Origin of the sequence: Agromyces humi, from assembly GCF_009720255.1 — a bacterium.
GTDB classification, from domain to species: Bacteria; Actinomycetota; Actinomycetes; order Actinomycetales; family Microbacteriaceae; genus Agromyces; species Agromyces humi.
This window is the reverse complement of the sequence record NZ_WJSP02000022.1, coordinates 1-24,459: the sequence shown is the minus strand read 5'-3', so window position 1 is coordinate 24,459 and position 24,459 is coordinate 1. Positions and strand designations below refer to the sequence as shown.

The 24,459-nt window shown below is 67.2% G+C and carries 33 protein-coding genes; 9 read left to right on the top strand and 24 right to left on the bottom strand.

What is annotated here, in order from left to right; genetic code table 11:
- Positions 1-193: hypothetical protein (locus GH736_RS04265; RefSeq protein ID WP_159600579.1), on the top strand; the 193-nt coding region annotated here is incomplete at its 5' end.
- Here the strand turns inward: GH736_RS04265 and GH736_RS04260 are convergent.
- Positions 190-1,971, bottom strand: coding sequence for a putative Ig domain-containing protein (locus GH736_RS04260; protein ID WP_159600577.1), 1,782 nt, complete (start codon positions 1,969-1,971; stop codon positions 190-192). The two genes, GH736_RS04265 and GH736_RS04260, sit on opposite strands and share 4 nt — an antisense overlap.
- Before the next feature lie 90 nt (positions 1,972-2,061).
- On the opposite strand from GH736_RS04260, the gene GH736_RS04255 reads away from it, so the two are divergent.
- Complete coding sequence (locus GH736_RS04255) at positions 2,062-2,268, top strand: hypothetical protein (protein WP_159600575.1); 207 nt, start codon at positions 2,062-2,064, stop codon at positions 2,266-2,268.
- Here the strand turns inward: GH736_RS04255 and GH736_RS04250 are convergent.
- The 11 genes from GH736_RS04250 to GH736_RS04210 form a co-directional block, all read right to left on the bottom strand.
- The gene (locus GH736_RS04250; protein WP_159600573.1) at positions 2,259-2,843 is read right to left on the bottom strand and encodes a hypothetical protein; all 585 of its coding nucleotides are present in this window, start codon (positions 2,841-2,843) and stop codon (positions 2,259-2,261) included. The two genes, GH736_RS04255 and GH736_RS04250, sit on opposite strands and share 10 nt — an antisense overlap.
- Positions 2,844-2,893: 50 nt before the next feature.
- Positions 2,894-3,739 (bottom strand): hypothetical protein, encoded by an 846-nt coding sequence (locus tag GH736_RS04245; RefSeq protein ID WP_159600571.1) that lies wholly within the window; start codon positions 3,737-3,739, stop codon positions 2,894-2,896.
- A 3-nt stretch (positions 3,740-3,742) separates the two neighbouring features.
- Positions 3,743-3,997 carry a hypothetical protein gene (locus GH736_RS04240; RefSeq protein WP_159600569.1) on the bottom strand — a complete coding sequence of 85 codons (255 nt, stop codon included), beginning with the start codon at positions 3,995-3,997 and terminating at the stop codon, positions 3,743-3,745.
- 50 nt (positions 3,998-4,047) lie between these two features.
- On the bottom strand, positions 4,048-4,626 hold the full coding sequence (locus GH736_RS04235; protein WP_159600567.1) for a hypothetical protein: 579 nt from the start codon (positions 4,624-4,626) through the stop codon (positions 4,048-4,050).
- Positions 4,627-4,824: 198 nt separating this feature from the next.
- Positions 4,825-5,502 (bottom strand): hypothetical protein, encoded by a 678-nt coding sequence (locus tag GH736_RS04230; RefSeq protein ID WP_159600565.1) that lies wholly within the window; start codon positions 5,500-5,502, stop codon positions 4,825-4,827.
- Between the two features lie 188 nt (positions 5,503-5,690).
- Positions 5,691-6,614, bottom strand: coding sequence for an excalibur calcium-binding domain-containing protein (locus tag GH736_RS04225; protein WP_235933831.1), 924 nt, complete (start codon positions 6,612-6,614; stop codon positions 5,691-5,693).
- Positions 6,615-6,639: 25 nt separating this feature from the next.
- Positions 6,640-6,900, bottom strand: a complete 261-nt coding sequence (locus GH736_RS24335) for a hypothetical protein (protein WP_162529542.1) — start codon at positions 6,898-6,900, stop codon at positions 6,640-6,642.
- Between the two features lie 87 nt (positions 6,901-6,987).
- Positions 6,988-7,113 (bottom strand): hypothetical protein, encoded by a 126-nt coding sequence (locus GH736_RS25505; RefSeq protein ID WP_268891233.1) that lies wholly within the window; start codon positions 7,111-7,113, stop codon positions 6,988-6,990.
- A 114-nt stretch (positions 7,114-7,227) separates the two neighbouring features.
- A complete protein-coding gene (locus tag GH736_RS04220; RefSeq protein ID WP_159600563.1) occupies positions 7,228-7,476 on the bottom strand; it encodes a hypothetical protein in 249 nt (82 codons plus the stop codon).
- Complete coding sequence (locus GH736_RS04215) at positions 7,473-7,973, bottom strand: hypothetical protein (protein WP_159600561.1); 501 nt, start codon at positions 7,971-7,973, stop codon at positions 7,473-7,475. Before GH736_RS04215 ends, GH736_RS04220 begins: the two co-directional genes overlap by 4 nt.
- 75 nt (positions 7,974-8,048) lie before the next feature.
- Positions 8,049-8,663 (bottom strand): ribonuclease HI, encoded by a 615-nt coding sequence (locus tag GH736_RS04210; RefSeq protein ID WP_159600559.1) that lies wholly within the window; start codon positions 8,661-8,663, stop codon positions 8,049-8,051.
- Between the two features lie 132 nt (positions 8,664-8,795).
- On the opposite strand from GH736_RS04210, the gene GH736_RS25500 reads away from it, so the two are divergent.
- Positions 8,796-9,515, top strand: coding sequence for a hypothetical protein (locus GH736_RS25500; RefSeq protein ID WP_159600557.1), 720 nt, complete (start codon positions 8,796-8,798; stop codon positions 9,513-9,515).
- 60 nt (positions 9,516-9,575) lie between these two features.
- On the opposite strand, the gene GH736_RS04200 is transcribed toward GH736_RS25500, so the two are convergent.
- Positions 9,576-10,382, bottom strand: coding sequence for an ABC transporter permease (locus tag GH736_RS04200; protein WP_235933830.1), 807 nt, complete (start codon positions 10,380-10,382; stop codon positions 9,576-9,578).
- 103 nt (positions 10,383-10,485) lie between these two features.
- Here GH736_RS04200 and GH736_RS24330 point away from each other — a divergent pair, with 103 nt between their 5' ends.
- Positions 10,486-10,713 (top strand): hypothetical protein, encoded by a 228-nt coding sequence (locus GH736_RS24330; RefSeq protein WP_162529541.1) that lies wholly within the window; start codon positions 10,486-10,488, stop codon positions 10,711-10,713.
- Positions 10,714-10,747: 34 nt separating this feature from the next.
- On the opposite strand, the gene GH736_RS04195 is transcribed toward GH736_RS24330, so the two are convergent.
- The 3 genes from GH736_RS04195 to GH736_RS04185 form a co-directional block, all read right to left on the bottom strand.
- Entirely contained in the window at positions 10,748-11,392 is a 645-nt protein-coding gene (locus GH736_RS04195; protein WP_159600555.1) for an ABC transporter ATP-binding protein, read from the bottom strand.
- Positions 11,389-12,378 (bottom strand): peptidoglycan-binding domain-containing protein, encoded by a 990-nt coding sequence (locus GH736_RS04190; protein WP_159600553.1) that lies wholly within the window; start codon positions 12,376-12,378, stop codon positions 11,389-11,391. Before GH736_RS04190 ends, GH736_RS04195 begins: the two co-directional genes overlap by 4 nt.
- Positions 12,379-12,500: 122 nt before the next feature.
- The gene (locus GH736_RS04185; RefSeq protein WP_159600551.1) at positions 12,501-13,037 is read right to left on the bottom strand and encodes a hypothetical protein; all 537 of its coding nucleotides are present in this window, start codon (positions 13,035-13,037) and stop codon (positions 12,501-12,503) included.
- 194 nt (positions 13,038-13,231) lie between these two features.
- Here GH736_RS04185 and GH736_RS04180 point away from each other — a divergent pair, with 194 nt between their 5' ends.
- The 4 genes from GH736_RS04180 to GH736_RS24440 all read left to right on the top strand — a co-directional run bounded on the left by GH736_RS04180 (position 13,232) and on the right by GH736_RS24440 (position 16,029).
- A complete protein-coding gene (locus tag GH736_RS04180) occupies positions 13,232-13,561 on the top strand; it encodes a hypothetical protein (RefSeq protein WP_159600549.1) in 330 nt (109 codons plus the stop codon).
- 427 nt (positions 13,562-13,988) lie between these two features.
- On the top strand, positions 13,989-14,318 hold the full coding sequence (locus GH736_RS04175; RefSeq protein WP_159600547.1) for a hypothetical protein: 330 nt from the start codon (positions 13,989-13,991) through the stop codon (positions 14,316-14,318).
- 51 nt (positions 14,319-14,369) lie between these two features.
- Positions 14,370-15,410, top strand: a complete 1,041-nt coding sequence (locus GH736_RS04170; RefSeq protein ID WP_159600545.1) for a hypothetical protein — start codon at positions 14,370-14,372, stop codon at positions 15,408-15,410.
- An 85-nt stretch (positions 15,411-15,495) separates the two neighbouring features.
- Positions 15,496-16,029, top strand: coding sequence for a hypothetical protein (locus GH736_RS24440; protein WP_203230646.1), 534 nt, complete (start codon positions 15,496-15,498; stop codon positions 16,027-16,029).
- A gap of 47 nt (positions 16,030-16,076) precedes the next feature.
- Here GH736_RS24440 and GH736_RS04160 read toward each other — a convergent pair whose 3' ends face one another.
- Entirely contained in the window at positions 16,077-18,017 is a 1,941-nt protein-coding gene (locus GH736_RS04160; RefSeq protein WP_159600543.1) for a BRCT domain-containing protein, read from the bottom strand.
- 174 nt (positions 18,018-18,191) lie between these two features.
- Between GH736_RS04160 and GH736_RS04155 the strand changes: the two genes are divergently transcribed.
- On the top strand, positions 18,192-21,281 hold the full coding sequence (locus GH736_RS04155; protein WP_159600541.1) for a hypothetical protein: 3,090 nt from the start codon (positions 18,192-18,194) through the stop codon (positions 21,279-21,281).
- Between the two features lie 21 nt (positions 21,282-21,302).
- Here the strand turns inward: GH736_RS04155 and GH736_RS04150 are convergent, their stop codons facing one another.
- The 7 genes from GH736_RS04150 to GH736_RS04120 form a co-directional block, all read right to left on the bottom strand.
- Positions 21,303-21,872, bottom strand: coding sequence for a YgjV family protein (locus GH736_RS04150; protein WP_159600539.1), 570 nt, complete (start codon positions 21,870-21,872; stop codon positions 21,303-21,305).
- Between the two features lie 41 nt (positions 21,873-21,913).
- Positions 21,914-22,327, bottom strand: a complete 414-nt coding sequence (locus tag GH736_RS04145; RefSeq protein ID WP_159600537.1) for a hypothetical protein — start codon at positions 22,325-22,327, stop codon at positions 21,914-21,916.
- 170 nt (positions 22,328-22,497) lie between these two features.
- On the bottom strand, positions 22,498-22,749 hold the full coding sequence (locus GH736_RS04140) for a hypothetical protein (RefSeq protein ID WP_159600535.1): 252 nt from the start codon (positions 22,747-22,749) through the stop codon (positions 22,498-22,500).
- A 20-nt stretch (positions 22,750-22,769) separates the two neighbouring features.
- Complete coding sequence (locus GH736_RS04135) at positions 22,770-23,048, bottom strand: hypothetical protein (protein WP_159600533.1); 279 nt, start codon at positions 23,046-23,048, stop codon at positions 22,770-22,772.
- 18 nt (positions 23,049-23,066) lie between these two features.
- A complete protein-coding gene (locus tag GH736_RS04130) occupies positions 23,067-23,711 on the bottom strand; it encodes an NUDIX domain-containing protein (RefSeq protein ID WP_159600531.1) in 645 nt (214 codons plus the stop codon).
- Positions 23,712-23,745: 34 nt separating this feature from the next.
- Entirely contained in the window at positions 23,746-23,997 is a 252-nt protein-coding gene (locus GH736_RS04125) for a hypothetical protein (RefSeq protein WP_159600529.1), read from the bottom strand.
- A 68-nt stretch (positions 23,998-24,065) separates the two neighbouring features.
- Positions 24,066-24,459, bottom strand: a 394-nt coding sequence (locus tag GH736_RS04120) for a DUF6884 domain-containing protein (RefSeq protein WP_159600527.1), incomplete at its 5' end; no start/stop codon positions are given.

The window sequence follows — 24,459 nt, the reverse complement described above, 5'->3', positions numbered from 1 at the left end:
CCAGGATCGACTCCCTAAAAGGGCCACGGCCGAGACCGGCGGCGAGACCGAGTGGAAGTCCCGGCGCCAGATGCAGCACGAATGGTACGAAGGCCACTCCGAGCTCGACTGGCGCGACCGTCAGCGAGCTGAGATGTACGGCATGGACGTCGACACGTACATCAGCAACGTCCTCGAAAACGACAAGGACTAATCCGAGGCGCCGCGCCTGCGGAACATCGCCGCGACCCCTGCGAACACCACCCCGGCGCCGAACAGCCAGCCACCGTCGATGTTGAACCCGGGCGCCGGGGACACCGCAGCTGGCGCCGCGACCGGCGCGACCACCGGTTCAACCTCTGCCGCACCCGTCTCCCAGTCGTCCCACTCCTCGAGGATCTCCGGCAGCGGCACAGGAACCGGCGCCGGCTGACCCGGCACCGTCGGCGGCCCGGCATCCGGCTCGTCCGCCGTGATGCTGGCAATACGGCCGTTCTCGTCGACGGTCACCCAGAGCTGCTCGGTGATGGTCCGGCCGACGGCTTCGCCGCCGGCCTCGATCCGGTGTGCGCCTGCGGTTGCGGGGATGGCGGCTGTGCCGGTCGTTGCGCCGTCCGGCCCGACGGTCTGCTCGAGCACCGATTCGCCGTCGACGGTGACGGTGAACGAGGTGCCAGGGTCGAGGCGTTGTCCGGTGAGTTCGACGAGTGCACCGTCGGCCGGGTCGCCGATCTGGAACAGCGGGGTGATGGTGAGGAGCCCGGCGGGGTTCACGGTGACGGTGAACGTGTGCGAGGTGGCGCCGCGGCGGTTGGCGGCGGTGACGGTGAGGTCGTAGCTGCCAGGTGACGGGATCTTCCCGGTGAGCGTGGCGGCGGCCGGGTCGAACTCCACCCCGTCCGGCAGGACACTGTCGACATGGTGAGTCGTCGCGTCCGCCGCTGCGATCGTGGCGGTGAACTGCTCCCCCGCCCTGACCGGTGCGATGCCGGCGTCCGCCGCCCATGACGGTGCGGGCAGCGGGTCGTCGACCGGACCGGCGGTGGAGACCTCAACGACGGTGCCTGCGGTGTCGACGGAGTAGTGGACCGTCCACCCGGCGGTCCCGCCGGCGAGGGCCGGGGCGGTGAAGGTCGCCTGGTACGCGCCAGCGGCAGAGCTCGGGAGCGGGAGCGCGGTGTTCAACCGCCCGCTTTCATCCGCCCACGCCCGGTGCTCGAGCGCCACCACCCCATCTTGGTCGGTGACCTGCAGCAGAACCTCACCGCCGGGAACCAACCCATCCGCCGCCAACACCAGCTGCTGCCCTGCCGCCGGCACCCCAGCGACCACCGTCGGCGCCGACACCCGCGCCGCCCAATCGAACAGCACAACGAACGACCTGGTCACCGAACCGCCCGCACCCGCCGCCGTCAACACCAGGTCCACCTGCGTCACGGCATCCGGGGCGGACCCCGTCAAGTGCCCATCCGAACCGAACACCAACGAACCCGGCAGCGTCTCAGCCGAATACGAATCAGCGCCCGCAGCGGAGAACCACACGTCCACCGGGTCGAACGCCGACACTGTCACCGCGTCCGCGCCCTCCCACACCGGCGGCGCCGCAGCCACCACCAGCACGAACACGCGAGACGAATCAGGCTGGCCGGTAGCCAGGGCGGTGAACGTCACGGTGAACGAGCCGGGCTCGGTGGGTGTGCCGGTGAGGCGGCCTCCGTCGATGGTGAGCCCGGCTGGGAGCAGGTCGGCGGTGAACCCGTCGGCGCCGGTCGCGGGGATCGTCCAGTCAACCGGGACGCCAGCCTGCATGGCCGGAGCGGTGACCTGGTCGTCCCAGGCGAACGGGGCGGCTGTTCCCTCTGGCGCCGGGGATTGTGGTGCGTCGGGTGCGGTGATCTCCTCGGCGGACGCGGCGGCTGCCGGTCCGAACGCGAGGGTGGTCGCGGCGACGAGCGCGGTGATCGTGGTTGCGGCTCGACGGTCCGGGCGCATGCGGCTCCTTGGTGCAGGGGTTCACCGGGTACATGCGCGGGCGGGGCGGATGTCGGAGGGTCATGAGAAGGTTCCGGCATGGAAGGCTTGGTGCTGACCGAAACGCGCGACCTCACGGTCGGGGACGCCATCGTGTCCGCCGCCGGGTCGGTGTTCGAGATCACGAAGCTCACCCGAGTCGGCCGCGGCATCCGCGTCCACTACGTCACCGAGGACGGGCGGTCCGGGAAGTTCAGCGCCGCGCCGGACGCAGTCAGCCGGGTTCGACGCGAGCCAGTTGCCACGGGTCAGGCCTGAGCCGGTTCGTCCGGAGTCGCCTTCCAGCGCGCGAATGCCCGGTTCATCCGCTCGGTGTCAGCTGCACGCTCAGCCCAGAATGCTGCCTCGAGCGTGGGTGAATCCCCTCGCCGCCATCTCGCCAGCGCCCCTTCGAGGATCGTCAGGTCCGCCGTTCCCATCGGACGCTGCCGCATGAAGAACTCGGTCTCCACGCGCTGCTTCGCGTACTGCGCAGACGGGAGGTCACGTTTCGGTGCAAGGAGGACCGCCACTGCCGCCAAGGTGTTGCTCCGCTCACCGATCCGGTCCGCAGCCCAGACCCGGTCGGCGAAGGCGATTGTCTGCGTGAGCCGTTCGCCTTCGTCGAGACGGTAGTTCAAACCGGTCTCGAACTCTTCGACCGCTTTCTGAGCGCGGGCGAGCGCCGGTGCTTCCTCACGTACGGCGCGGATGAGGTCAGCCAGCGCCTCATCGAACCGTGCGCGTCGGTCGTCGGCGCGCTGTGACCTGGCGAGCAGCCAGGCCGTGCCGCCACCAACAAGCGCTCCCAGCAGGGATGCGAGCAGTGCCGTCCAGAAGTCCGGCCAGTTCATGATCGAAAGGTAGACCCGGTGGCACGCGGCCGCCCGCCCACCTTCGAGGGTCAGCGGTGTCGCTGCACCCGTGCGATGCTGTCGTGGAGGATCGCGTACGCGAGCTCGTTCACCTGGTCGAGGTCGTCCGAGTCGTCGGCAAGGCTGAGCGCGCCGAGCTCCACGAACCGTGGGTGCTGGGCGGCGATCCGCTCGATCCGGTCGACCGTGGCATCCTGATCCGCATCGAGCTCGGCGCTGAACGCGTCGAACCCGAACGCCTCGTCGTAGTTCACGGACAGTGACGAGCGGAGCACCTGGTGTTCGCGGACCTGCTCGAGCAAGGTCGCCCGATCCGCGGGCACCGCGTCCGATCCGATCGGCGAGGCGATCCACGCGGCGACATCCGGTGTCGTCTCCCGCGGCCAGTGCGTGGTGGTCCCGAACTGGTTCTCGTAGATGGCGCGGTCATCCGCCCAAGCGACAGAGTTGACGTCGACGCGTGCGAGCACTGGGGATTCGCCGGTCTCGGTGGCGAGGTCGCGGTCGTCGTACACGCGCCCGCAGCGGTTGCAGACGGCGAGGCCGCCGTCCTGATCGGCTTCTGCAAGGCCGGTGCCGCTTCCGGTGAGGTTGGCGACACGTCCGTCGCGGGCAGCGGCGGTGAACCCGTGACCAACGATGTCGTTCCCGCAGATGCAGTCGACGCTCTCCGCTGAGCCGACGACGAACGATGCAGCCTCTCCGTCGACGATCGGGACAGTCGGGTACGGCATCTCGATGGTGGTCACGGCGTCAGCATACGTGCCGGCACCGACGGTCGGGAGGACGATCTCCGCGGCCGGTTGCGGTTTCGGGTCGGAGCCGTTCAGCTGCGTGCTGCCGGGCTTCGTGCGGTAGTTGTGCTTGTCCGACATGGATCAGGCAGCCTGTGCGTGGGCCAGCTCGCGGCCAGCTGCCGTGGGGATGACCCCATTGCCGACACCGGCGAAGTCGACGAGGCCGTCGGCGAACAGCGAGCCGATGATGCGGCGCTCGTCACCGGCGCTGGAGCTGTGGAACTCGACGGGTTCGCCGGTCGCTTCGAAACGGTCGACGACCATCGAGAGCAGCTGTGAGCGGGTGAGAGGGGCACGGTTCGTGCGGATGTGGGTGACGGGTGCGGTGATGGTCATCGGGAGGCTCCGTTTCTGTCTTCAGCGCTTACATGCGCGGGCCGCCCGGGTCAGACGGCCGGGTAGGCACCCCACGTGAACGGTCGTGCATCGTCGGCCGGGTGGATCGGCCCGAAGACAGCACGCCACGGATAGGTCAGATGGTCGTACGCCGCCTGGTTGAAGCCGGGAGCCCTTCCGATGTGCGGTCGGGCGGCGAGGGCTTCGGCTGCGTCGCTGGCCGCAAGGAGAGCGAACGTCCGCTTCTGCAGTTCAGCAGCGCCGACCGCACCGGCGGCCGCGGCGAGCTGGCGGTCCTCGTGAAGGGCGCGTGCGGCGTCCGCAGCGGCGTGGTTCCTGCTGACCGCCGCAAGCCTGCGGATCCCGGTAAGCGCCTGGTCGCGAACCCGCATCCGGCCGTTCGTGTTGATCGCGTTGATCAGCCGGTACAGGTCATCCCGCTCCGTCGCGGTCGCCGCGTCGAACCGTGCGGCGATCTCCGCGACCCGGTCGAGGTTCGCGGTGTCCTCATCGGCGAGGGAGAGCTCCAGCACGGTCTCAGCGGGTGACGGCGTGTGGCCGGCGAACCATCCCGGGTTCGGTCCGGCGCCGGCGCGGAGCACAGTGGATTCGTTGAACGTCGTGGTCATGCAAGAGTCTGTGTGCGGCCGCCAAGCCGCGACCGCTCGAGGGTCAGCGACCCGATGCAGCGACCGCGGCCGAGCCGAGGATTACGGCGAGCACCGCAACGATGACCAGGCTGGGTGCGACGGCTGGCGCGGCGATGTTCCAGGCCTTACGGAGAGCGTTCATGCCTCGAAGGCATGCGGCGAGCCAGAGCCTGGCGGTCAGCCGTGGATGCCGCAGTTGACCCCGCCGCGGAACGACCAGTTGCAGTAGAACGGGTTCACGTCAGGGGCGTCGACGTCGGGGATGTCGACGCCGTCGGCCGGATCTCCACTACCTGGGACGTCTGCCGCGATGAGGGCATCCGTCAGCACAGCGCCGATCGCGTTGGAGACGATGTAGGTCGACATCGGTTCTTCTGGACACCCGATGGCTCGGACGATCTGCAGCGGGACCGGGCCAGTCCGCCCGTAAGTGTCGTACCAAGCCGAGGTGCCAAGCTGGTTCCAGTCCGCCAGAAGGTCGATGCCGTTGCCTGCCACCCATGCTTCGACGTAGGGCCTGACCGCAACGGACTTCTCGGACGATGGCACCGTCGTATCCGAAGTGAACGGGCAGGTGCTCGCTGCCGCCTGCGGCGTCTCCGGGGCTGTCGAAGCGAGTGTCTCTAGCTTCTCGAAGCTTTCCGCGAATGCCTGTGTGACTGTGGAGCGGAAGTAGGGGTCGTCCGGGTCGCAGCCCATCCCCCGGAGGATGTCGCCGCCAGTGGACGCGCCCCCCGAGAACTGCGCAGGCTGGTCTACTCCCGGCTCGATGCCGTGCTGGCGGAGATAGGCGTCGGTGTACGGACGGACCTCCCCCACCTGGCTCTGCCAGTCGGTGCGGTCGTCCTCGAGCATGCAATCAGCGGCAGGACCGGCGTCGTAGCTGGCAGGAGCGAAGCCCGCACACGCGGTCAGCGAGATCGAAACGGCGAACACCCCGACTACAGCAGCGGCGATCCTTCGTCGCATCGTCGCCTCCCGTTCTCTCCAGTGAGGAAAGGCTACGAGGGCGGAAGGGCACACGCCATGGGGTGCGGTGCCCATCATTCGCAGGCGGTGCCGTCGCCGTCCCGGTCGAGCTTCGTCGTGTAGCCGGGGTCGCCTGCGTGGATTGGTGCTGCGCCGGCGGCGCGGACGGCGTCGCAGTTCGCGTAGCTGGCCTCAGCGCCGGGAGCAGGGGCCGGTGCGGGGGCAGGCACCACCTCGACGGGCGGTTGGGTCTCGATCGTCACACCGACGTCGACGCCTTCGCCGCCCGTGCAGGTGCCGAGAGCCCTGACGATCGCGTCCTTCTCCGGCTGGGTGACCCAGAGCCCGTACTTCGCTTTCACCTGCACCTGCGCGGTGACGTACTCGCACCAGTACCCGCGCTGCGGCGGCATCCATGTGGCAGCGTCCCCGTCGGACTTCTGCCCGTTCGTGGGTCCGTCAACGGCGATCAGGTTCAACGGGTCGTTCGCCAGTTGCACTCGCTGATCGAACGACAGCTGCTGCGCGCCGGTCTGCCATGCGTTCGAAAGGGGCACCCTGTGGTCGATCTGCACCGCCATCGACGTGTCGTTCCCGCGGATGAACGCGATGGTCTTCCCGGTGTACGGGTCGAACACCGTCCCGGACACCACCTTGCACGGGCCGTCCTTGACCTCGTCCGGCATGTCCCTGGCGAGGATGTCGTTGCGGGTGTCGCAGCCGTTCCGGTCCGGGTCCTTCCACCCGTCACCGAACTGGTCGCGGGAGTACCCGGTCTTCGGGGCACGACCCCTCACGGGCAGCGTCTCCAGGAGTGTGAGCGCGGTGCTCGTCGGTGCAGGGACGGTGGCGGGCGGCTCGGATGCTGTCGCAGCGGGTGTCGGGGTGACCGGGTTCGCGGTGGCGGTGGTCGCAGGGTCCGCGGCGGCTGCGCCGGCGCATCCGGAAAGGGTGGCGGCAAGCAGCGCCGCGGCGAGGAGTGCTGTGGGGTTCTTCACGCGCAGATCATGCGCGGGGCGCGGACTAGAAAACTTGCTGGGCAGCGAGGTCGTCCAGCCAGGCGTCGTACCGGGCGAGCGTGTCGGCGCCGAATCGAGCAGTGACCACCCGCCGGAACTCAGGGTCGTTCTCGGAGAGACCAGCGTTCTCACGGACGAAGTCGATGTCGTCGAACAGCCTGTCCGCGAGTCGGAACATCTTCCGCTCGAGGCGGGTGGGAAGCAGGCGGCTGCGGAACGTCTTCCTCCGATGGGTGGCGGAGGCCGGGGCGATATCGGTGCTCATTTCAGGATCCATTCTTGTGGAGCGAAGACGGCCACGATGACCACTCGCCGGTGTGCCAGACGGCAGCGGCCGGATCCATCGCTGCGGTCAGACGGTCCAGTTGCCGGACTCGTCCTCGATGGTGATCGCGATCCACGTCGACGGGATGACGTGGAGCCTTCCGTCTGCGCTCTTGAGGCGGTGGCTGCCGCTCGGCCGGACGGTGAGTTCCACGACCCTCTCGATCCGAACGTGCCCTGCGGGAACGTGTAGGTGCGGGACCTCTCGTTCAGCTTGGTGGTGGTGCCTTCGATGATGGGCATTCGCGCTCCTGGGTAGTTGGTGGCGTCAGTCGTTGTCGTCGACGACGCCGATGGAGGTGACCTCGCTCGGAGCGTCAAGCCACCCCTGCAGCGTGCCGACGATCTGCGGCACGTTGACCGCGTCGTCGCCCGCGATGGTGACTACGATCTGCACACCTTCGTTCACGACGACTGTGGATGGTTCGGTGAGGACCTTGCTGACGGCGTCGACGATCTCGTCGACACGATCGAAGTCGTTCTCTGCGAGCTCGGCGACAGCGCGGAACGAGGTCATGCGGTCACCGCCGCGGTGCGGACCGGGCCCGATGTGATCGTCGGCGGGACGAACGTGGCGGCGACGGCGGCGTAGTCGACCTCCACCTTCACGACGCGGGTGTTGTCCGCGCCGTAGCGCTCAACCACCGTCGACACCGCCTTCTCCCAGTCCTCCAGCGCTTCCTCGGCAGCCTGGTTGTCCCAGGCGTCTTCGATCCAGTAGACGTTGTCTTCGCGGGCCCAGATCATGCGGACGTCGAGCTCGGGCTCGCGGATGCCGGCCGGTTCGTGGGCTGCGTCGGCGTTGAATGCCGCGTGGACTGCGTCGAGGTCGATCGTGGTCTTGATGATCTGGATGTTGTCGGCGCCGTGGTCGCTCTTCGCCTGCTTCACCGCGTCGGCCCAGCCGAGGTTGTTCTCGGCGGTCGTCGCGTCATCCCAGGCGCCGACCAGCCACAGGACGTCGTTCCGCTCGGTTTCGGTCGCCCAGATCATCCACACGTCGGTGGCAGTCATGGTGGTCCTTTCATCAGCCGGAGGCTCGCCGGTCTCTTCATGGGAGTCATGCGCGGCCCGACCCATGTTCGCGGATCACGCGGCGAGCTCATACCCCGGATCCGTCGACAGGCTGCCCGCGACCATGTCGCGGAACCGCTGCAGCAGCGGCTTCACCTGGCGGAACCCGTCCGCGCTGACGGCATGACGGCGGGCGCACATCTCCACGTTGGCGAGCTTGTCGGCGAGGCTGTTGAGCGTGTGGCCGTCGTGTCCGCGCACCCAGCGGATCTCAACGTCTCGGCCTTCGGCGGCGGCGACGATACGGCTTGCGAGGCGGACTGGGCGGTGCTTGCGAGATGCCTGCGCACCAGAGGCAACCTGCGCCACAGCGGCGATTGCTGCACGGCAGTCGATGAGGATAACGGCCCGAGGAATGTCAGCCGACGCGATGAACTCCACCGCTTCGGTGAGTGCGGTGAGCTCAGCGAGGAGGGAGTCTCCGTGCTGGACCTCTCCGGTGCGGTAGCGTCCGTCGTCGCTGATCCACGCGAATGCGGCGTGCCCGGTGTTCGCGTCGTAGCTTCCGTCGGAGGCGATCGTCAGTGCGTCGCCGTCGAGTTCGGTGCCGAGATGCACCCCGAGGATGTGGGTGCCGAGCGGCAGCCCGTACTTCTTGAGGGCGGTCCCCGCGGGGGTCTTCTTCTTCATGGAACGCTCATGTGCGGGGCTGTTGCCGCGCATGGTTTCGGCGAGCGACGTATCGATTCCGAGAACGGAATACGCCGCATGTCATGATCCAAGCGGAGAGCCTTCTCCGCCCCTCCTTCGAATGGAGCACCCGTGGACGCCGCAACTCGACGACGTACTGCAGCCCTCTTCGCGATCGCCGCCGCGGCCGCCGTGACCCTGGCCGGTTGCACGGCGCCGACACCGGAACCGACCCCCACTCCGGAGCCGGTGGTCGACACACCCGCTCCGACTCCCACGGCAGAGCCGGAACCGGTCGACCCGCTGACCAACGTCACGGGGATCGTCGTCCGACCGGAATACCTCGAGTTCCGCGACGCCGGCGGCCTACTCGTCTCCACCCTCTCCTACGACGCGGAGGCGGCCGAGTTCATCGGCACGCTCTCCGCGGTGCTGGGCGCTGCACCGGACGGGGAGACGACCTCAGAAGGCGGCATGGAGTCGTGGCCCACCACCGAATACTGGTGGGGCAACGGCGTCCGGGTGTTCGACGAACACGAAGCCGAAGGCATCTCGTTGGACATGAACGTGAACATCCTCTTCAACGATCCGGTCGTGGGAGACGGCGTCACTGTTCAGACGATCACCGGGTTCCAGCCCGGAGATGACGGCCAATCCCTCGCCGCCGAGCTCGGCGAGCCCTGGTACGGGAACGGGTACGACCAGGTACGCGCCGAGACCGGCCCGATCCTCGGTGAAGGGTCGCTCGACGGGTACGAGAACGCGTACTCCGTCGCTATCAACACCTGGGACTACTACAGCGAGAACGACGCGATCTTCGCGCCCTGGAACTTCGGAATCGGACACGTCTAGCCACCTGATCGATCCGAAAGAAGGGCCCCACCTCGGTGGGGCCCTTCTTCGTGCGCGAACCTACGGGACGCGGAGCTCGGAGATCGGTTCGCGGCGGGAGGCGACGACAGCTGGGACGAGGCTGGCGATGATCGCCACGACGACGGCGAGGATGGACACTCCTCCGACATACGCGAGACCCGGCATCGGGTCGCCGCCGGCGAGGAGTATGGCTGCGCCGACAGTGCTGCCGGCCACGGCACCGACGGCAGCGAGCACCGCCGTCTGAATCAGGAGCATCGACACGATCAGCCGCTGACTCGCGCCGAGCGCACGGCGGCGGCCGTAGTCCTTCCGACGCATCATCACGATGCCGTAGAGGATCGCGGCGGCCAGCAGCCCGGTGAGCGCCAGGATTCCGATGGTGAGGGTCTGACCGAACGACCCGAGCTGACCTTCGATGATCGCGCGGAGGCTCGCGAGGTCCTCGCTGGTCTGCACCGACACCTTCGACGGGTCGGTGACGGCGAGGATCCCACCGATCGCCGCGGCGACCGGCGCGACGAGATCTGGGCGTTCGGCGATCACAACCAGCGTCGACACTGGCCGGTCTGTTCCCGCGGGCTGTGGTGCGATCAGCACCGGCTCGAGGAACGCCAAGTGCTCCGGCACGGTCAACGATCCAGCGACCGCATACCCCACACCGTCGATGGTCTCGACCCCGCCGACCGGTTCCGGCATACCGAGCTGCTCGAGCGCGGCAGCCGACCCGAACGCGACCGACGTGTCGGCCGGCAGGGTGGCAGGAAGCCCGAAGATCGACCAGTCGGCGCCGTACGCCAGGCGGAGCGGCACTCGGCTGCCGCCGGGGAAGGCAGCGTTTCGCACATCGCTTGCAGGTCCGAAAGCGGCGGACCATTCGATCCCGTCGAGATTCGCGACCCGGTCGAGGACGGACGCGTCAAGCCCGGCGCCGGGTTCGGCTCGGACGATGATCGACCTGGTGCCCGCTGAGTCGATCGACCCGATCACCGCCTGTTCCGCACCGACGGTCCGTCCGGAGGTGAGGAGCACGGCGGCGCACATCCCGGCGATCATGACGATCGTGAGGGTGGAAGCGACCGGCGCGGCGATCGCAGCGAGGATCGCTTCCCTGATGACCGGGATCGCTCGGATCCGCCGGCGCCGGGGTGGCGTGGCTTGCGGCCGGGCTTCGTGAACGGTCGCCGCATCCGGGCGTGTGGCGGTGGCGGTCATAGGACGATCCTCCGGTCGCACCGTTCGACCAGGGCAGGGTCGTGGGTGACGACGATGACGGCGGCGCCTCTGGCCGCCTGGGTGTGCAACGCGGTCACGACCACATCGGAAGAGGTCGGGTCGAGGTTCCCTGTCGGTTCGTCAGCCAGCAGGATCTTCGGGTCTCCGAGAAGCGCCCGGCACATCGCGATCCGCTGCGCCTGACCGCCGGACACCTGTCCAGGCTTCGCGCCTGCGCGCAGGGAGACGCCGAACATGTCGAGCAACGCGTGAGCCCGAGGTGTCTCCGTGCGGCGATCCCCGCCACGGTAGAGGACAGTCTCGAGGACGTTGTCGAGGACGGTGCGGGACTGGTCGAGCGCGGCGTCCTGGAACACGAAACCGAACTCTGCCGCGCGAAGGTACGCCCGCTCCCGGTCGTGCAGGCCATGCACCGGTGTGCCGTCGATCCGCACCTCCCCGGCTCGCGGTTTCAGCATCAGCCCGAGCAGGTAGAGGAGTGTCGACTTCCCGCGCCCGGACGGCCCGGTGACGGCAACCACTTCACCTGCCCGGAACGACGCCGACCACCCCTCGAGGAGCGGGGTGTTCCGGTCGTACCGGAACCCAAGGTCGGCGGCTTCCAGCCGCGGCGCCGTCACTGCTTCGCGTCCGCGGCCGCCGGCACCCGCACCTTGAGGCCTGGCTCGGCGCCTTCGATGATCGACATCCCACGAGCGGACGCGATGACGGTGACGTCGTGGCTGCGGCCCTTGTTGTCGACGACCGTCACATGTCCGTCAGGGTCGGAGAGGAGCGCAGCGGACGGGCTCAGCACACCGGTGACGACAGCCTGGGTGACGATCTCGGACGGCCAGATGCTCTCACCGGTCGGTGGGACCGTGCCGCAGTCCGCCCCGCAGATCGACCCGCCGTCCACGCCGGTCAACGTGATGTCTACCTGGTCTGTGTTCTCCGTCGAAGGCTTCTGCCCTGACACCTGCGCAACCCACACGCCGGTCCCGGCGGTGATCCGAACCTCAGTGCCGGCGATGATCGACATCGCCTGCTCGGTGGTCGCCGGGATGGTGAACGTCGGCTCAGGTGACAGCCCGGACAGGACCTCCTCCCCGCCGGTCAGGGACGCTCCTCGGTACACCGTCTCGGTGTCGAGCGCGACCCGCCCCGGCAGGGTGGGGATGAACAGGAGGTCGCCTGCCTGGACGACACCGTCATCCTCGACGCCGAGTGAGTCCTGCCATTTGCGGACCGCCGTGTGCGTCGCCGCGCCGAACTCGCCGTCCTGCTTCCCGTCGTAGAACCCCAGCTGGGCGAGGAACGACTGCAGTTGCTGCACGTCGGCGCCCTTGGCGCCTCGAGCGAGCGCGCGGAACGACGGAGTCGCTCCCGCGGCCGCGACGACAGGGCGAAGATTCACCTCGTACAGGACCGTGCCGGCGTCCACCTCCGTGCCCGGGTCCACACGGATCGCCGTGACCGTCCCCGCCGCCTGGTTCGTGCCTGCGGGGACGGATGCCCACTCACCTACGGTGTTCAAGCTCATCGACGACCCGACCTCACCGTCGACCAGTTCGACGAACGTGAACGGGGTCTCGGTGAGCACGTCGCGCGGCGGTGCGAACACCACCGTGCCAGCCCAGCCAACCCCAGCGCCGACGGCGATGAGGCATGCGCCCGCGGCTGCGCGTCGCGCCCAGATGCCTCCGCGGCTTTCTGGGGGCGTCTGCTGAGCGCCTTCCGCAGGGCGGCTCACTCTTGCCACGCAGGCGGCGGGCAGGTGGTGAAGACGTCCTTGTACGTCTCCTCCTTCATCGTCTGCGGACTGGCACCGACCATCGCGAACCACTGGTTCTCGGTTCCGTACGTGTCCACGTACGTCTGCTCGGTCGGCGTCTGCGGCATGGCGTAGCCGAGGCCGACCAGGCAGTCGCTGTTCGCAACCTCGGCCGCGTACATCTCGCGGATCTCCGCGTCCGTCAACGGCACCACAGGGAACGCCTCGATGCAGGTGGCACTGTCCGCCTGGAACTGGTCTTGCTGCTCCTCCGGGATGTGGCCGGTGTCGATCCCGCCGTCCCAGTTCACGACAAGCCCTTCCCATCCGAGCTCGGTCAGGCAGCCGGCCATGATGTCCGCCCGGGTGTCCTCCTCGGTCGGGGTGAAGTTGATGACGGGTGCTGCGCTGGGTGCGGCCGCTGTCTCAGCGACGTTCGTTGCAGGGGCGCAGCCGGCGAGGCTCAGTGCGATGGCAGCGGCCAGGACCGCGACGGGAGTGGTCTTCTTCATTTCGCCTTTTCTGCCTCATCATGAGGCGTTCTCCGGGTGTTGCACGTCATTGTTCGCCGCATCTCTGCGGGGCGGACCGAATGTATCCAAATCCGGTCATGCGCGGGGAAACTGCCATCGAGCGACGAGATTCGCGTCCCGAATTCTTTTTCCAACTGCCCTTCGCTCCTCTGTAACTTCCGAGGTGGCTCACCGTGAGCCACCTCGAAAGGAACAACATGAAGCGCAAGCTCGCCCTCTCCGCAGCCGTCGTCGGTCTCGCCGCCGCACTGATCGCCGGCGGTGCCGCCCCCGCAATGGCGGCCACCAACACCGGGTCGAAGTCCTGTCCCGGCGGCGCTCAGCTCGTCCGCATCAACAGCACCACCGTCGGCGGCACCGCGACGCAGCACTCGTGGACCGGAGGGTACACGTACTACTACACGACCGGGTTCCACGCGACGACCACCCCGAAGACGTCCACGTCTTGGGCCGTCGACACGAACGGAACGCTCAGCCCGTCCTCGTACGCCACCTGCGTCTAGGCCTGACCGCGCCAACGTGCCCGGGCTCTATCGACCAGAGCCCGGGCACGACCCCAGTTTGAAGCGTTCGTGGCGGTTCTCGCCACTTCACTCCGAGAAGGAGCCAGATGAAGAAGAGGCTCGCGACGACCATCGGAGCTGCATCGATCACCGCGGCTCTCGTCGCAGGGGCGGCGCGCACAGCCACCAATGGGGCGCCAGCATCCGCACCCACTACGGGGACGGCGCCCGCTCAACACCAACCGGGCTGACCTGTACCTCGTGGTCCGTCTCCACTGTCGCCTCGTTCAGCGGCACGCCCAACGCGACCTGCGTCTAGGTGCTCCGCGCATGAGACGGGAGCCGTTGCCGGCAATGCGGCACCGGTAGTTGCAACACCTGCTCTGGCGTCCGCCTGAGCGACATCACCATTCCAACGAAGGAACCAATGAAGAAGAAGCTCTCGACGGCCATCGGCGCCGTCGCGGTCGCAGCAGCACTCGTCCTCGGGGCGGCATCCCCGGCGATGGCGTACAGCTACAACGGGAACAAGTCGTGCCCGGGTGGCGCGTCGGTCGTGCGAACGAACAGCACGATCGCGTCCGGCACGGGTGCGTCGTCCCAGCACATCTGGAACTCCACCGTCGGGCAGGGCCACGACGGCGCCACCTTCTACGGGGCGGGCTTCCACTCGCTCACCTCGTCGACGTACGCGGCGTCGTGGAGCGTCGGCGCGATCACGCCGTTCGTGGGCAACCCGTACGCCACGTGCGTCTAGCCCGACGAACACTCGGAGCCGTGTGGGTCTTGGACCTGCACGGCTCCGGCCGTGTCCGGGGTCAGCTGGCGGTGCGGAGCTCCTTCGCGATCCGGGCGAACACCCGCCACGCTTCACCCGGCCAGCGATCTTCTCGACCTTCTGGGCTGCTTCCTTGATGAGTCGTCGCGGGCTTGGATGTCGGTCACCGTTCTCCCCGGTCAGCGGTCGAATACGGTCCATGCTCGGGATGTGATGCGCGCGCGTGCCGCATGTCCCAATCGCAGGGAGCGGCCGACGCTCCGCACGTTTCGAGGATGGAATCTGATGCCCGGTGTCCCCCGCCACCCTGCAGCTCGAGTTGCGGTCATCGCAGCCATCGCCTCGGTCGCTGTGACGTTGACCGGCTGCACTCCCCCGGGCGTGGAGCAGGTCGGCACGCCTGAGCCGGCGCCGGTGAGGACTGCACGTCCGACCCCGTCGGCCATTCCGGACCCGATCCCGATCGCGGCACCGCAGCCGCCGGCGACCGACGTCGACCTTGAGGAGGTCGCCGGCATCGTCGTCCGGCCGGAGCATCTTGATCTTGTCGACGGCGACGGGGCGCCACTCACGACCCTCTCGTACGACCTGGATGCCGTTTCGTTCGTCGACGCGCTTTCCGCGGTGCTCGGCGGTGACCCGAAGGTGGAGGAACGCCCCGGCGGGCACGAGTGGTCACCGTCCACCGCGTACACATGGCCCGGGATGCAGGTCGTCGACGATCACGAGCAGGGCGACTACCAAGCTGACATGAACGTCGCCGTGCAGTTCACCCATCCGATCATCGGTGACGGCGTGACCGTGTCCACGATCAACGGGTTCCGCCCCGGCGACAGCCTCCGCTCGTTCGCCGACGAGCTCGACGAGCGGTGGAATGCGGACGGCCCCAACGAGTTCCCTGCGGAGACAGGACCGGAGATTGGACCGCGCGCGGGCGACTTCGACACGAACACCGAATGGACTTACCTGAACGCGAACGCGGTCAGTGTCAACAGTTTCGGCCAGCAGTTGAACCCGGAAGCGACGTCGTCGATACTCGCACCGTGGAACTTCGGCATAGGGCACGTCTGACCGGTCCCTGATGGCGGCCGTCCCGTGCGGAGACTACCCTCCGGCGTAGAAGCGGCGACCGCCGCCGCAACAAGGGGGTGCGGCCATGGACCGCAGAATGCTGACAGGGGTCATGGGCGCGGCGCTGATCGCGAGCGCGCTCACAGGGTTCGGGGTCGCCCAAGCGAGCGCGGACGACGATGCGGTGCTGGTCTGCGCTGCGAAGAACGGGACGCTCCGCCTCGCCGAAGGAGGAGACTGCAAGACGGGCGAGACGCTTGTCGACCTGAAAGGCGAGCCGGGAGAACCCGGACCTGAGGGGCCGCAAGGAGCTCAGGGGCTGCAAGGCGAACCGGGCGTTCCCGGGGCGCCAGGGCCAGTCTGGGATGGGCTCGCCCACGCGGTGCCCTTCTACGCTGAGGGGACCCTCCTGCCCGGTGAAGTCAAGTCGATCATCGCTGACTGCTCTCCGGGTTGGTACGTGATGTCAGGCGGCTACTACGGCGCCGACGTGATCGTCGGGTCGTTGCCTGTCGGCAACCCCGTTGACGGCTACCACAGCTGGCGGATCACCGCAGCGAACCGGACCGCCTTCAACCAGGTGGTGTCGGTCTACGCATACTGCGCGCCGGTGGATTGACGTGAGGGTGGCTGCGGCTCAATGGGTGAGCCGCAGCCACCTCGCGGCTAGGCTCCGGCTGCCTGCAGCATGTCCTCGAACTCCGCCGCGGTCATCACCTGCACGCCGAGGGACGCGGCCTTGGCCATCTTCGACCCGGCACCGTCGCCTGCGATGAGGATGTCGGTGGTCTTCGACACGGACGACTGGACGTTCGCGCCGACCTGCTTTGCCGCTGCGGTCGCTGCGGTGCGGGACAGGGTCGGGAACGAGCCGGTGAGGACGACGTTCTTCCCGGTGATTTCGGTCACCGTGGACGACTGCTGCGGGACGCGCGGGGTGACCCCGCGTGCCTGAAGGGCTGCGGCGAGCTCTGCGACCTTGTGCTGGTTCGCGAGGAATGCCGCTGTCTTGATCGGGCCGAACTTCGACAGCCCGGCGAGCTCTTCCTCGGTCGCGGCGGCGATCCCTTCGAGGGTGCCGAACTGGTCGACGAGGACACCGCCGGAGGTGAGCGCCATCCGGGGCAGGCCGAGGGTGGCGAACCACTCGACGGCGGTGGCGCCTCGGACTGCGTCGGCGATCGCAGCGACGACCGCCTTCCCGGAACCGGTGCCTTCGCCGGGGAATTGGGCGACATCCTGAACGGTGACGTCGAGCATGTCGGAGAGGGTGGTGACGAGGCCGGAGTCGACGAGCTTCGTCACGACGGACTCGGCGACACCCTTCACGCCGAGCATGCCGAGGCCGTAGACGATCGACTGGACCGGGTTGCGGTATCCGTCCACGACGATGTTCACACCGTCGCGGATCACCGGGTAGGTGATGCCGTCAGGGGCGGTGAACTCGTTCGGGAGGACCACCGGGTCTGTGCCGCGGGGTGCGGTGTCGTCGCGGCCGAGGATGTACGGGATGACCTCGCCGGAACGCTTCATCTTCAGGGTGTCGCCGACGCGGGGGTCCAAGGTCTCCACCATCTCGGCGTTGTGGCCGGTGGCACGGGTGTTCGTCCAGCCCGGCACGTTCGGGGCAGTGTAGTTGATCACTGGGGTGAGCTTCCCGGTGCGGCCCAGCTGCCACTCGACGCCGGTGACGACGACGGTGTGGATCTCGGAGGCATGCTTGACGGCGATCGCCCACTTCGGGGCGTGCTTCGTCTCTCCGAGCGCGCGACGCTCGGCGCGGTTCTCGACCTTGATGACGACACCGTCGGTTTCGAAGTCGAGGTCGGTGCGGAGCTGGTCGATCTTCGCGACCTCCGCGAGCAGGTCGCGGGTGACGAGGTTGATGCTGCGGGCGAGGGTGCCGGTCACCTTCGCCTGGAAGAAGTTCGACGACACCTTGAACCCCATGTGGGAGAGGCGGTCCTCGGCGATCATGTCGGCGTCGTGGACGATGAGGGTGAGGTGCTTCGCCTGGTCGCCGTTCTGGCGGCGGACGATGCCGGCTGCCGCGTTCCGGGGGTTCGAGTACTTCCCGTCGAGCTCGGCGTTCAACTTCTCGAACGCCGGCTTGGTGAGCATCACCTCACCCTTCAGGATCACCACCGGCGGGACACCGTCGATCTTGCGGGGCAGGACACCGGCGTCGGCCATGAGACCGACTGCGTAGTCGACCGACTCGCCGAACGTGCCGTCACCGCGGGTGACAGCGGACACCAGCTGCCCGCTCTCGTACGTGAGGGCGAGGGCGTTCCCGTCGTACTTCAGCTCCACGAGGTAGCCGTGCGCGTCGGTCTCACTCACCCACTTGGAGAGGGCGTTGAACGCGTCCTCCTCGGTGCCGGCGTCCAGCTGCACCTTCTCGAGGGACAGGAGGCGGCGTGCGTGACGAACCTTCCCCTCGGGCACGAAGTACCCGTGGCCGACGGTCTCCTCCACACCGGCTTCGGCGAGCTCAGCGGTGAGACGGTCGAACTCGGCATCGTCCATCACGGACTCCCCCTCGTAGTACGCCTTCGAAGCAGCGTCGCGGAGAGCGATCAGGTCAGCGGTGCGGGGATCAGTCACAGGGTCAAGCCTTCCATCGGTGGGATCTCTTCGAAGACTTCATGCGCGGAAAACCACCTGAAGACGGGGCTTCACGCCGTGCCAGTGGGTTTCGCCGCATGCCTGCCGAGCATGAGCACCTCTCATGGGAAGCCGACGGGCCGGAGGGTCCTCAATCGCGCGATCAGTGGCGCCATGGCGGTCACAGTGTGCGCCGCAATCCTTGGCTCAGCTATCACGCCAGCCCAGGCGATGCCGATGACAAACGTGCGAACCGAAGCGGCCCAACTGACCTTCATCGGCGAAGCGTCAGCCGTCGCAACGGGAAACCCTTGGGTTGGTCAATATCTCACCGCGAACGCTCCAGCATGGACGCCATCCGCGACCTTCACATACCAATGGCGCAGAGATGGCCAAACCATCGCCGGTGCGGCTGCGAAGACATACAAGATCGCGACCGCAGACGCTGGCCACGCGATCAGCGTGGTGACCACCGCGTCCAAGGCGGGCTACGAGACCCGTTCGTCGGAGTCAGCGGCGGTGCAGCCCTCCGAGAAGCCGATCTTCCTCGGCGAAGCCCTCCCCACAATCACCGGCATCCTGTCGGTGAACCAAGAACTCCTCGCCAATCCTCCTGATTGGACCCCAAGCGCGACGGTGTCGCTGTACCAGTGGCTTCGCGACGGACAGCCGATAGCTGGTGCGACAACCAGGAAGTTCATCACCACACCGGTCGACCGGGGCCACTTGCTTAGTGTCAAGATCACGCAACAACGAAGCGGCTATTCGGACAGAACTGGCACGAGCGCAGACGCGTTGATCGAAGACTTCCCGCCCATCGTCGGGTCGGTCAAGCCCAGCATCGCGGGCGAATCACGTGCTGGGCAGACCCTCACTGCAAGCATGGCGGCAGGTTTGAGCCCTGCACCTACCGCGTATGCGTATCAGTGGAACCGAGACGGGGTGCCGATCGTGGGCGGAACTGGGGCCACCTACACAATCCCTTCCGCGGATATAGGACGAACGCTCACTGTGACGGTCGTTGCGTCCCACCCGAATGCCCGTCCCTACACCGCCACAAGTGAAGGCGTCGGCCCGGTTTCCGACCTCTCCGCTTTCACGGGTGCCACTGCCCCCACAATCAGCGGCACACGCGCCACAGAGCAGGTGCTCACAGCCGTCAACGGAGCCGACTGGGCTCCGGCCGCATCGACAACCAAATACCAGTGGAACCGAGACGGGCAGCCGATCGCCGGAGCAACCTTCCGCACGTACTCTCCGGTACTTGACGACGTCAACACCAACACATCTGTGACCATCACCCTGGCTCGGGACGGTTACGTCACGCGCAGCTGGACCAGCGCGGACTCGATCCTCACTGCCGAAGCCCCGACGTTTATCGGAGATGACCTCCCGACGGTGAAGGGCATCAGGCAGATTGACCAAGCACTGATTGCCTCACCAAGCTCCGACTGGAGCCCGGCGGCCACAACGGTGAAGTATCAGTGGCTTCGCGACGGACAGCCGATTTCCGGCGCGACAACCGCAAGCTATAAACAGACCGCCGCCGACATCGACCATTTCGTCGATGTGAGACTGACTGCAACCCGCGCCGGCTACCGTTCACGGTCGTGGCAAACCGCAGCCGCCGTCGTCACAGTGGATCTCTTTCACTTCGCCGGCGAAGACATTCCGACCGTGGCTGGGGAACGCCGCATAACTAAGGTCCTCACCGCCACTCGCCCGACCACCTGGTCCCCCGCACCGACCGCGGTGACATACCAGTGGCTTCGCGACGGACAGCCGATTTCCGGCGCCAGGAGCACCACCTATACGCAAACCGCTGACGACGTCGACCACGTCATCACAGTTGCGATCACGGCCACGAAGTCGGGTGTCGCCAACCGCGTGTACACCAGCGCTGAAGCGCCAGCAACTCTCGGTGCGGACCGCTTCACTGGCGACGACCCGGTCACGTTGTCAACCGTTCCTGCGTCGGCACTGCAGGTACGAGCCGTCAAACCGGGTTCATGGTCGCCGCTCGCGTCGTCGTACAGCTACCAGTGGTATCTCGACGGCCAGCCGGTCCAAGGTGCTGTCCGCGACAGCTTCACCCCCACTTCCGCTGACGTAGGCAAGCACCTCACCGTGGCTGTCACTGCATCGAAGCTTGGCTACCTCGACCGAACATGGGAAAGTGCGCCCGACGATGCCTCCATCGTCCGCATGTCCCAGTTCACAGTTCTGTCTGGGCCGAGACTGACCGGCAAGGCACAGGCCAGCTACACACTCAACGTTGCGCTTCCCACCGACTTGAAGCCCGCGGCATCCAAGTGGTCTTACCAGTGGTTCAGAGAAGGGCAGCCCATTCTGAACGCAACGAAGAAGTCGTACCTGTTGACCGCCGAAGACGTTGGGAAGCACATCAGCGTCCGCGTCGGTGCCTCTCGCGAGGGGTACGAGCCGGTCAGCTGGCTGGTAGCCGTTGCCGTCCCCATCGGAGACCTCTGGGACTTCGTAGGTGACGACCTCCCATGGGTGTCTCTCGAGGAAGGAGAGAACGACAAGCCCGCGTACGGAAACGGCGACAAGACGGAAAGCGGTGGGTCCGACGGTGGTCAATGGCAAGACGGCACATGGACGCCAGCAACTGGCGCCGGCGCCGGAACCGGGTCTGGTTCGACTGGTGGCACCGGTGGCAGCGCAGGGGGAAGCGACAGCAACACTATTCCGGGGAGCACCGTCGATTCGAGCATCGGAATCAAAGGGGACTTCCAGGTCGGCTGGCGCATTTACGCACACCCCGGCAACTGGGTCCCTCGCCCGACGAAGATGACCTACCAGTGGTATCGAGAAGGCGTCCCGATCGACGGTGCAACCGGTGCCAGCTACACGCCAACAGACCAGGATCTCGGGAAGAAGCTTCAGGCAGCGATTACCGGCAGCAAGACGGGGTACAAGCCGAAGACCTGGGTCAGTGTTCCGACGCCGATTATCAAGCCGATGCCCACGTTCACCGGCGAGAACCTGCCCATCATCACTGGGGTAGCGATAGTTGGAGCGAAACTGCAGGCGGCGCGACCAGCAGGTGTTCAACCGATTCCGTCCACCGTTCGATTCCAGTGGCTTCGGGATGGAGCACCGATCGCAGGGAAGACTGCGGCGACGTACACGCTCGTCTCAGCCGACCGGGGCCACCGGATCAGTGTGCAGACAACGCTCGTGAAGAGTGCATACCGGGACCGACTGTACGTGAGTGCCGCGACCGCAATCGTGTCTGGCTGAGAACTTCCGGTCTGCTCTTGATCAGCGCGAACCGGACCCAGCATTCCGCCGCCGATCAAGCCGGTCCTTCACGATCCGGGTGATCGCGACCACAGCGAGGATGCAGCCGATCGTGTCGCCGAGCGCTGCGACCCACGACCCGGCGGCGACGTACGTTGCCACCCAGAATCCGGTGCCGGCGAACGCCGACAGTTTCACGGCGAGCCGGTCGGGGAACGACTGCCCGATCGCGGTGATGGTGACGGACGCCACCGGGAACCACCATGCGAGCCCGGTCGGGCCGCCGGCTGTCGCGTAGTACGCGCCGACCGCGACAGCTGCGAACGTCAGCCCGGTCGCGACCTGCTGCGCGCGGGTCATCCGGTCGGAGCCGAGATGGACCATGTTCCGGATCACCGAGATCAGCCCGACCGCGGCGATCGCCCACAGCCCAAGGCAGGCGAGGGAGAGGATCTGGAACGCCGCACCGAGCGCGGACGCCGCCAGCGTGCGGGTGCGGGACTTCTGCCAATGCCCGAACAGCCGGATCGGGTAGCCGATTGCTGCGAACGCTTGGCTGGTGATCCAGAGCGCGGAGCCGATCTCAGGCATTGAAGGTCCTCATGGGTGGAGGACATGCGGCGGGCTGCGGTCTACTGCAGGTGCCGGCCGGCTTTCACCTGAGCCGCCGTTGGGCAAGCGGCAGCGAACCCAGCAGGGACATGATCGAGGATCTCGTTGGAGATGCTCCCCCCGTACCAGGTTGTGCCTGAGCCGGCGCGAACCCCGACACAGAAGTATGAGCCCATGGCACCTCCGTTTATCGGTCGGAGGAACACAGGCAGGTTCTCGTTTCGGTGCAAGAGATGAAGCGCTACAAGCTGGTCCCCCTCGGGATAGAAGCCGTACACCGCGAAGAAGCCGTTCTCCGCGTCTCGTATCGCCGCGGCGCTCTCCATCGCGACCGCATCCTGCGCGAACCGGATCGCTGGCCCGGTGCCGACCACCGCCGCGATCAACACGGCAACCGAGATGGAAACCGCGACGATGACGTTCGGGATGGACACCTCGAGCCCAGAACGGCTCGTTAGCAGCAGCTGCGTGGTCGCGTCACTCCGCGACGGTGAGGTGATCCGCGAGGTTCGGGTCCATGGCATCTCGCTCCAGCCGGTCGATTCCTCGGTTGCTTGGAGGCATGCGGCGATGGCGTCCGGAACATTCGGGCTCCCGTACCGCATCACAACTTCGTGAGGACCCCACCCTTCAAGCCGCCGCCGACGTACCGGTGCGAACGACCCTGGTGGAACTCGATCCGTTCCACGATGACGGCCGCCGGGTCGTCGATCTCGCCGCGGAGCGTGAAAGCGGTGAGGACACCGACGATCACCGCCGTCGCCCCGAAATGTCCGTCAGGGGTGGTGTAATCCACCCCTGTCGTGACAGGGAGGCTGGAAGCGGCGATGACGTCTGCGAGGGTGCGGTTCTCCACGGCACCCCCATGCGCGGGGATCAGTCGCGTTGCAGTGTGAGCTGCCCGCCCTTGAGCCCACGACCGATGTACCGGCGCGGCGCCCCGACCATGTGGTACTCCGTCCGCTCGACGATCTGAGCTGCCGGGTCGTCCAGTTCACCCTTCAGGATGTACACGGTCGCAAGGCCGACGATCTTCGCGGAGGCACCGAAGTGGCCGTCAGGGGTGGTGTCGTCGACGAACGTCCGCACGGGACGCTCCGAGCTCTTGCGGATGTCGGCGAGCGTGCTCGCGGGGAGGGGCTCAGACTTCTTCATGGTCGTGTCATGCGCGGGTCAGCGGAACTGCCACACCTTCGGCCGGCGGCCGCCGCGGGATGCGCCCAGTTCTCCGGTGTCGGTGACCCACTCCGTCTTGGCGAGCGTCCGGGCGAGATTGGCCGTGGACAGCGGCGCGCCAGGCGGGATGGCAGCGGCGGCCAGCTGGTCGTTCACTATCGCCGCGTCGACGGTGTCGAACGTGGCGCCGAGGAGTGGCTTGGCGATCGCCTCGTCGGTCCAGAGCTTCTCGAGTACTCGACGAGCGGCGAGACGCGCGATGTTGTCGTGGTCGAACGGGAGGCCCTTCACATGGGCGATCGCGATTGCCTCTGCGTTGCCGTGAGGCACCCAGTGCTCGTCGACGATCGCGAAGCGCGTCACCGAGAGGGTTGGCCCGCGCGGGTCTCGTCCTGGGGTGTCGAACGCGCCGACCTCACCGGTGGCTGCGACTCGAGTCCCTGGAACACCGACCTTGGACTTGAGCGCACGCGCGGCCGCCTCATGGATGCGCTCCCCGGAGAGCAGGAGCACGCCGGGGAGGGCGAGCGCTCCGGCAGCCGGTTCGAACTGCCGCCGGCCGAGGACCACCTCGACCACGCCGCCGGCCCGGTTGTACCGGAACGGGACGACGTCGATGGAGACGAGCGGCTGGGAGGGCATGGGGTTCTCCATGGGCTGGTGTCTTCGGTGTCCGTCAGGCTACCGGGCTGGCGGCTCGGTCTTCGGCGATCGCCTGCTCGAGACCGTCGAGCTCGGCTCCGGACACCACGGTGAACACCTGTCCGTATTCGTAGAACGTCGCCCACCGGATGTCGTCGTGGATGCCGGTTGCGATGCAGACCTTCTCGTCGAGGACGCGTTCGAAGAACCCATGCCCCCAGTCATCGACGATGTCGCCGACCTTGATCTGCGGTATCAGGACTTGGCTCAGTTCCGTGTCGTCCATGATGATTCCCTTCGTCTTCTTCTCAGCGGCATCATGCGCGGGTCAGGCTTCTGCGCGAGGGCGGTGCGTCACGCGGCCAGCTCGCGAGTCAGCCAGCCGAGCTGCTGCCCGATGCCGAGGCCCTTCATAGGCACGGTCGCAGGAAGGTCGGTGCGGCGCAGGATTGTCTGGTACTGCTCTCCCGCGAGGACGATCAGGTGCGGGCTGTCGATGCCCTCGACCGCGTCAGCGATCTGCGCGGCGGTGTTCGTCGCCCAGTCCCAGATGGGCGGACCGTTCTTCCGATCGCCGAGTCGCATGTCGTACGGTTCGAGGATCGTGTCGGGGTGCACGAGGCCGTGCTTGGCGCTCAGGATGAACCAGGCGTCGCAGTTCCACTCGACGTAGGCGGACGATTTCCGGAACAGCTGCGACACGTACAGGTCGCGAGCCGGTGCGGGTCGCCGGAGTTTCTGCGCGGCG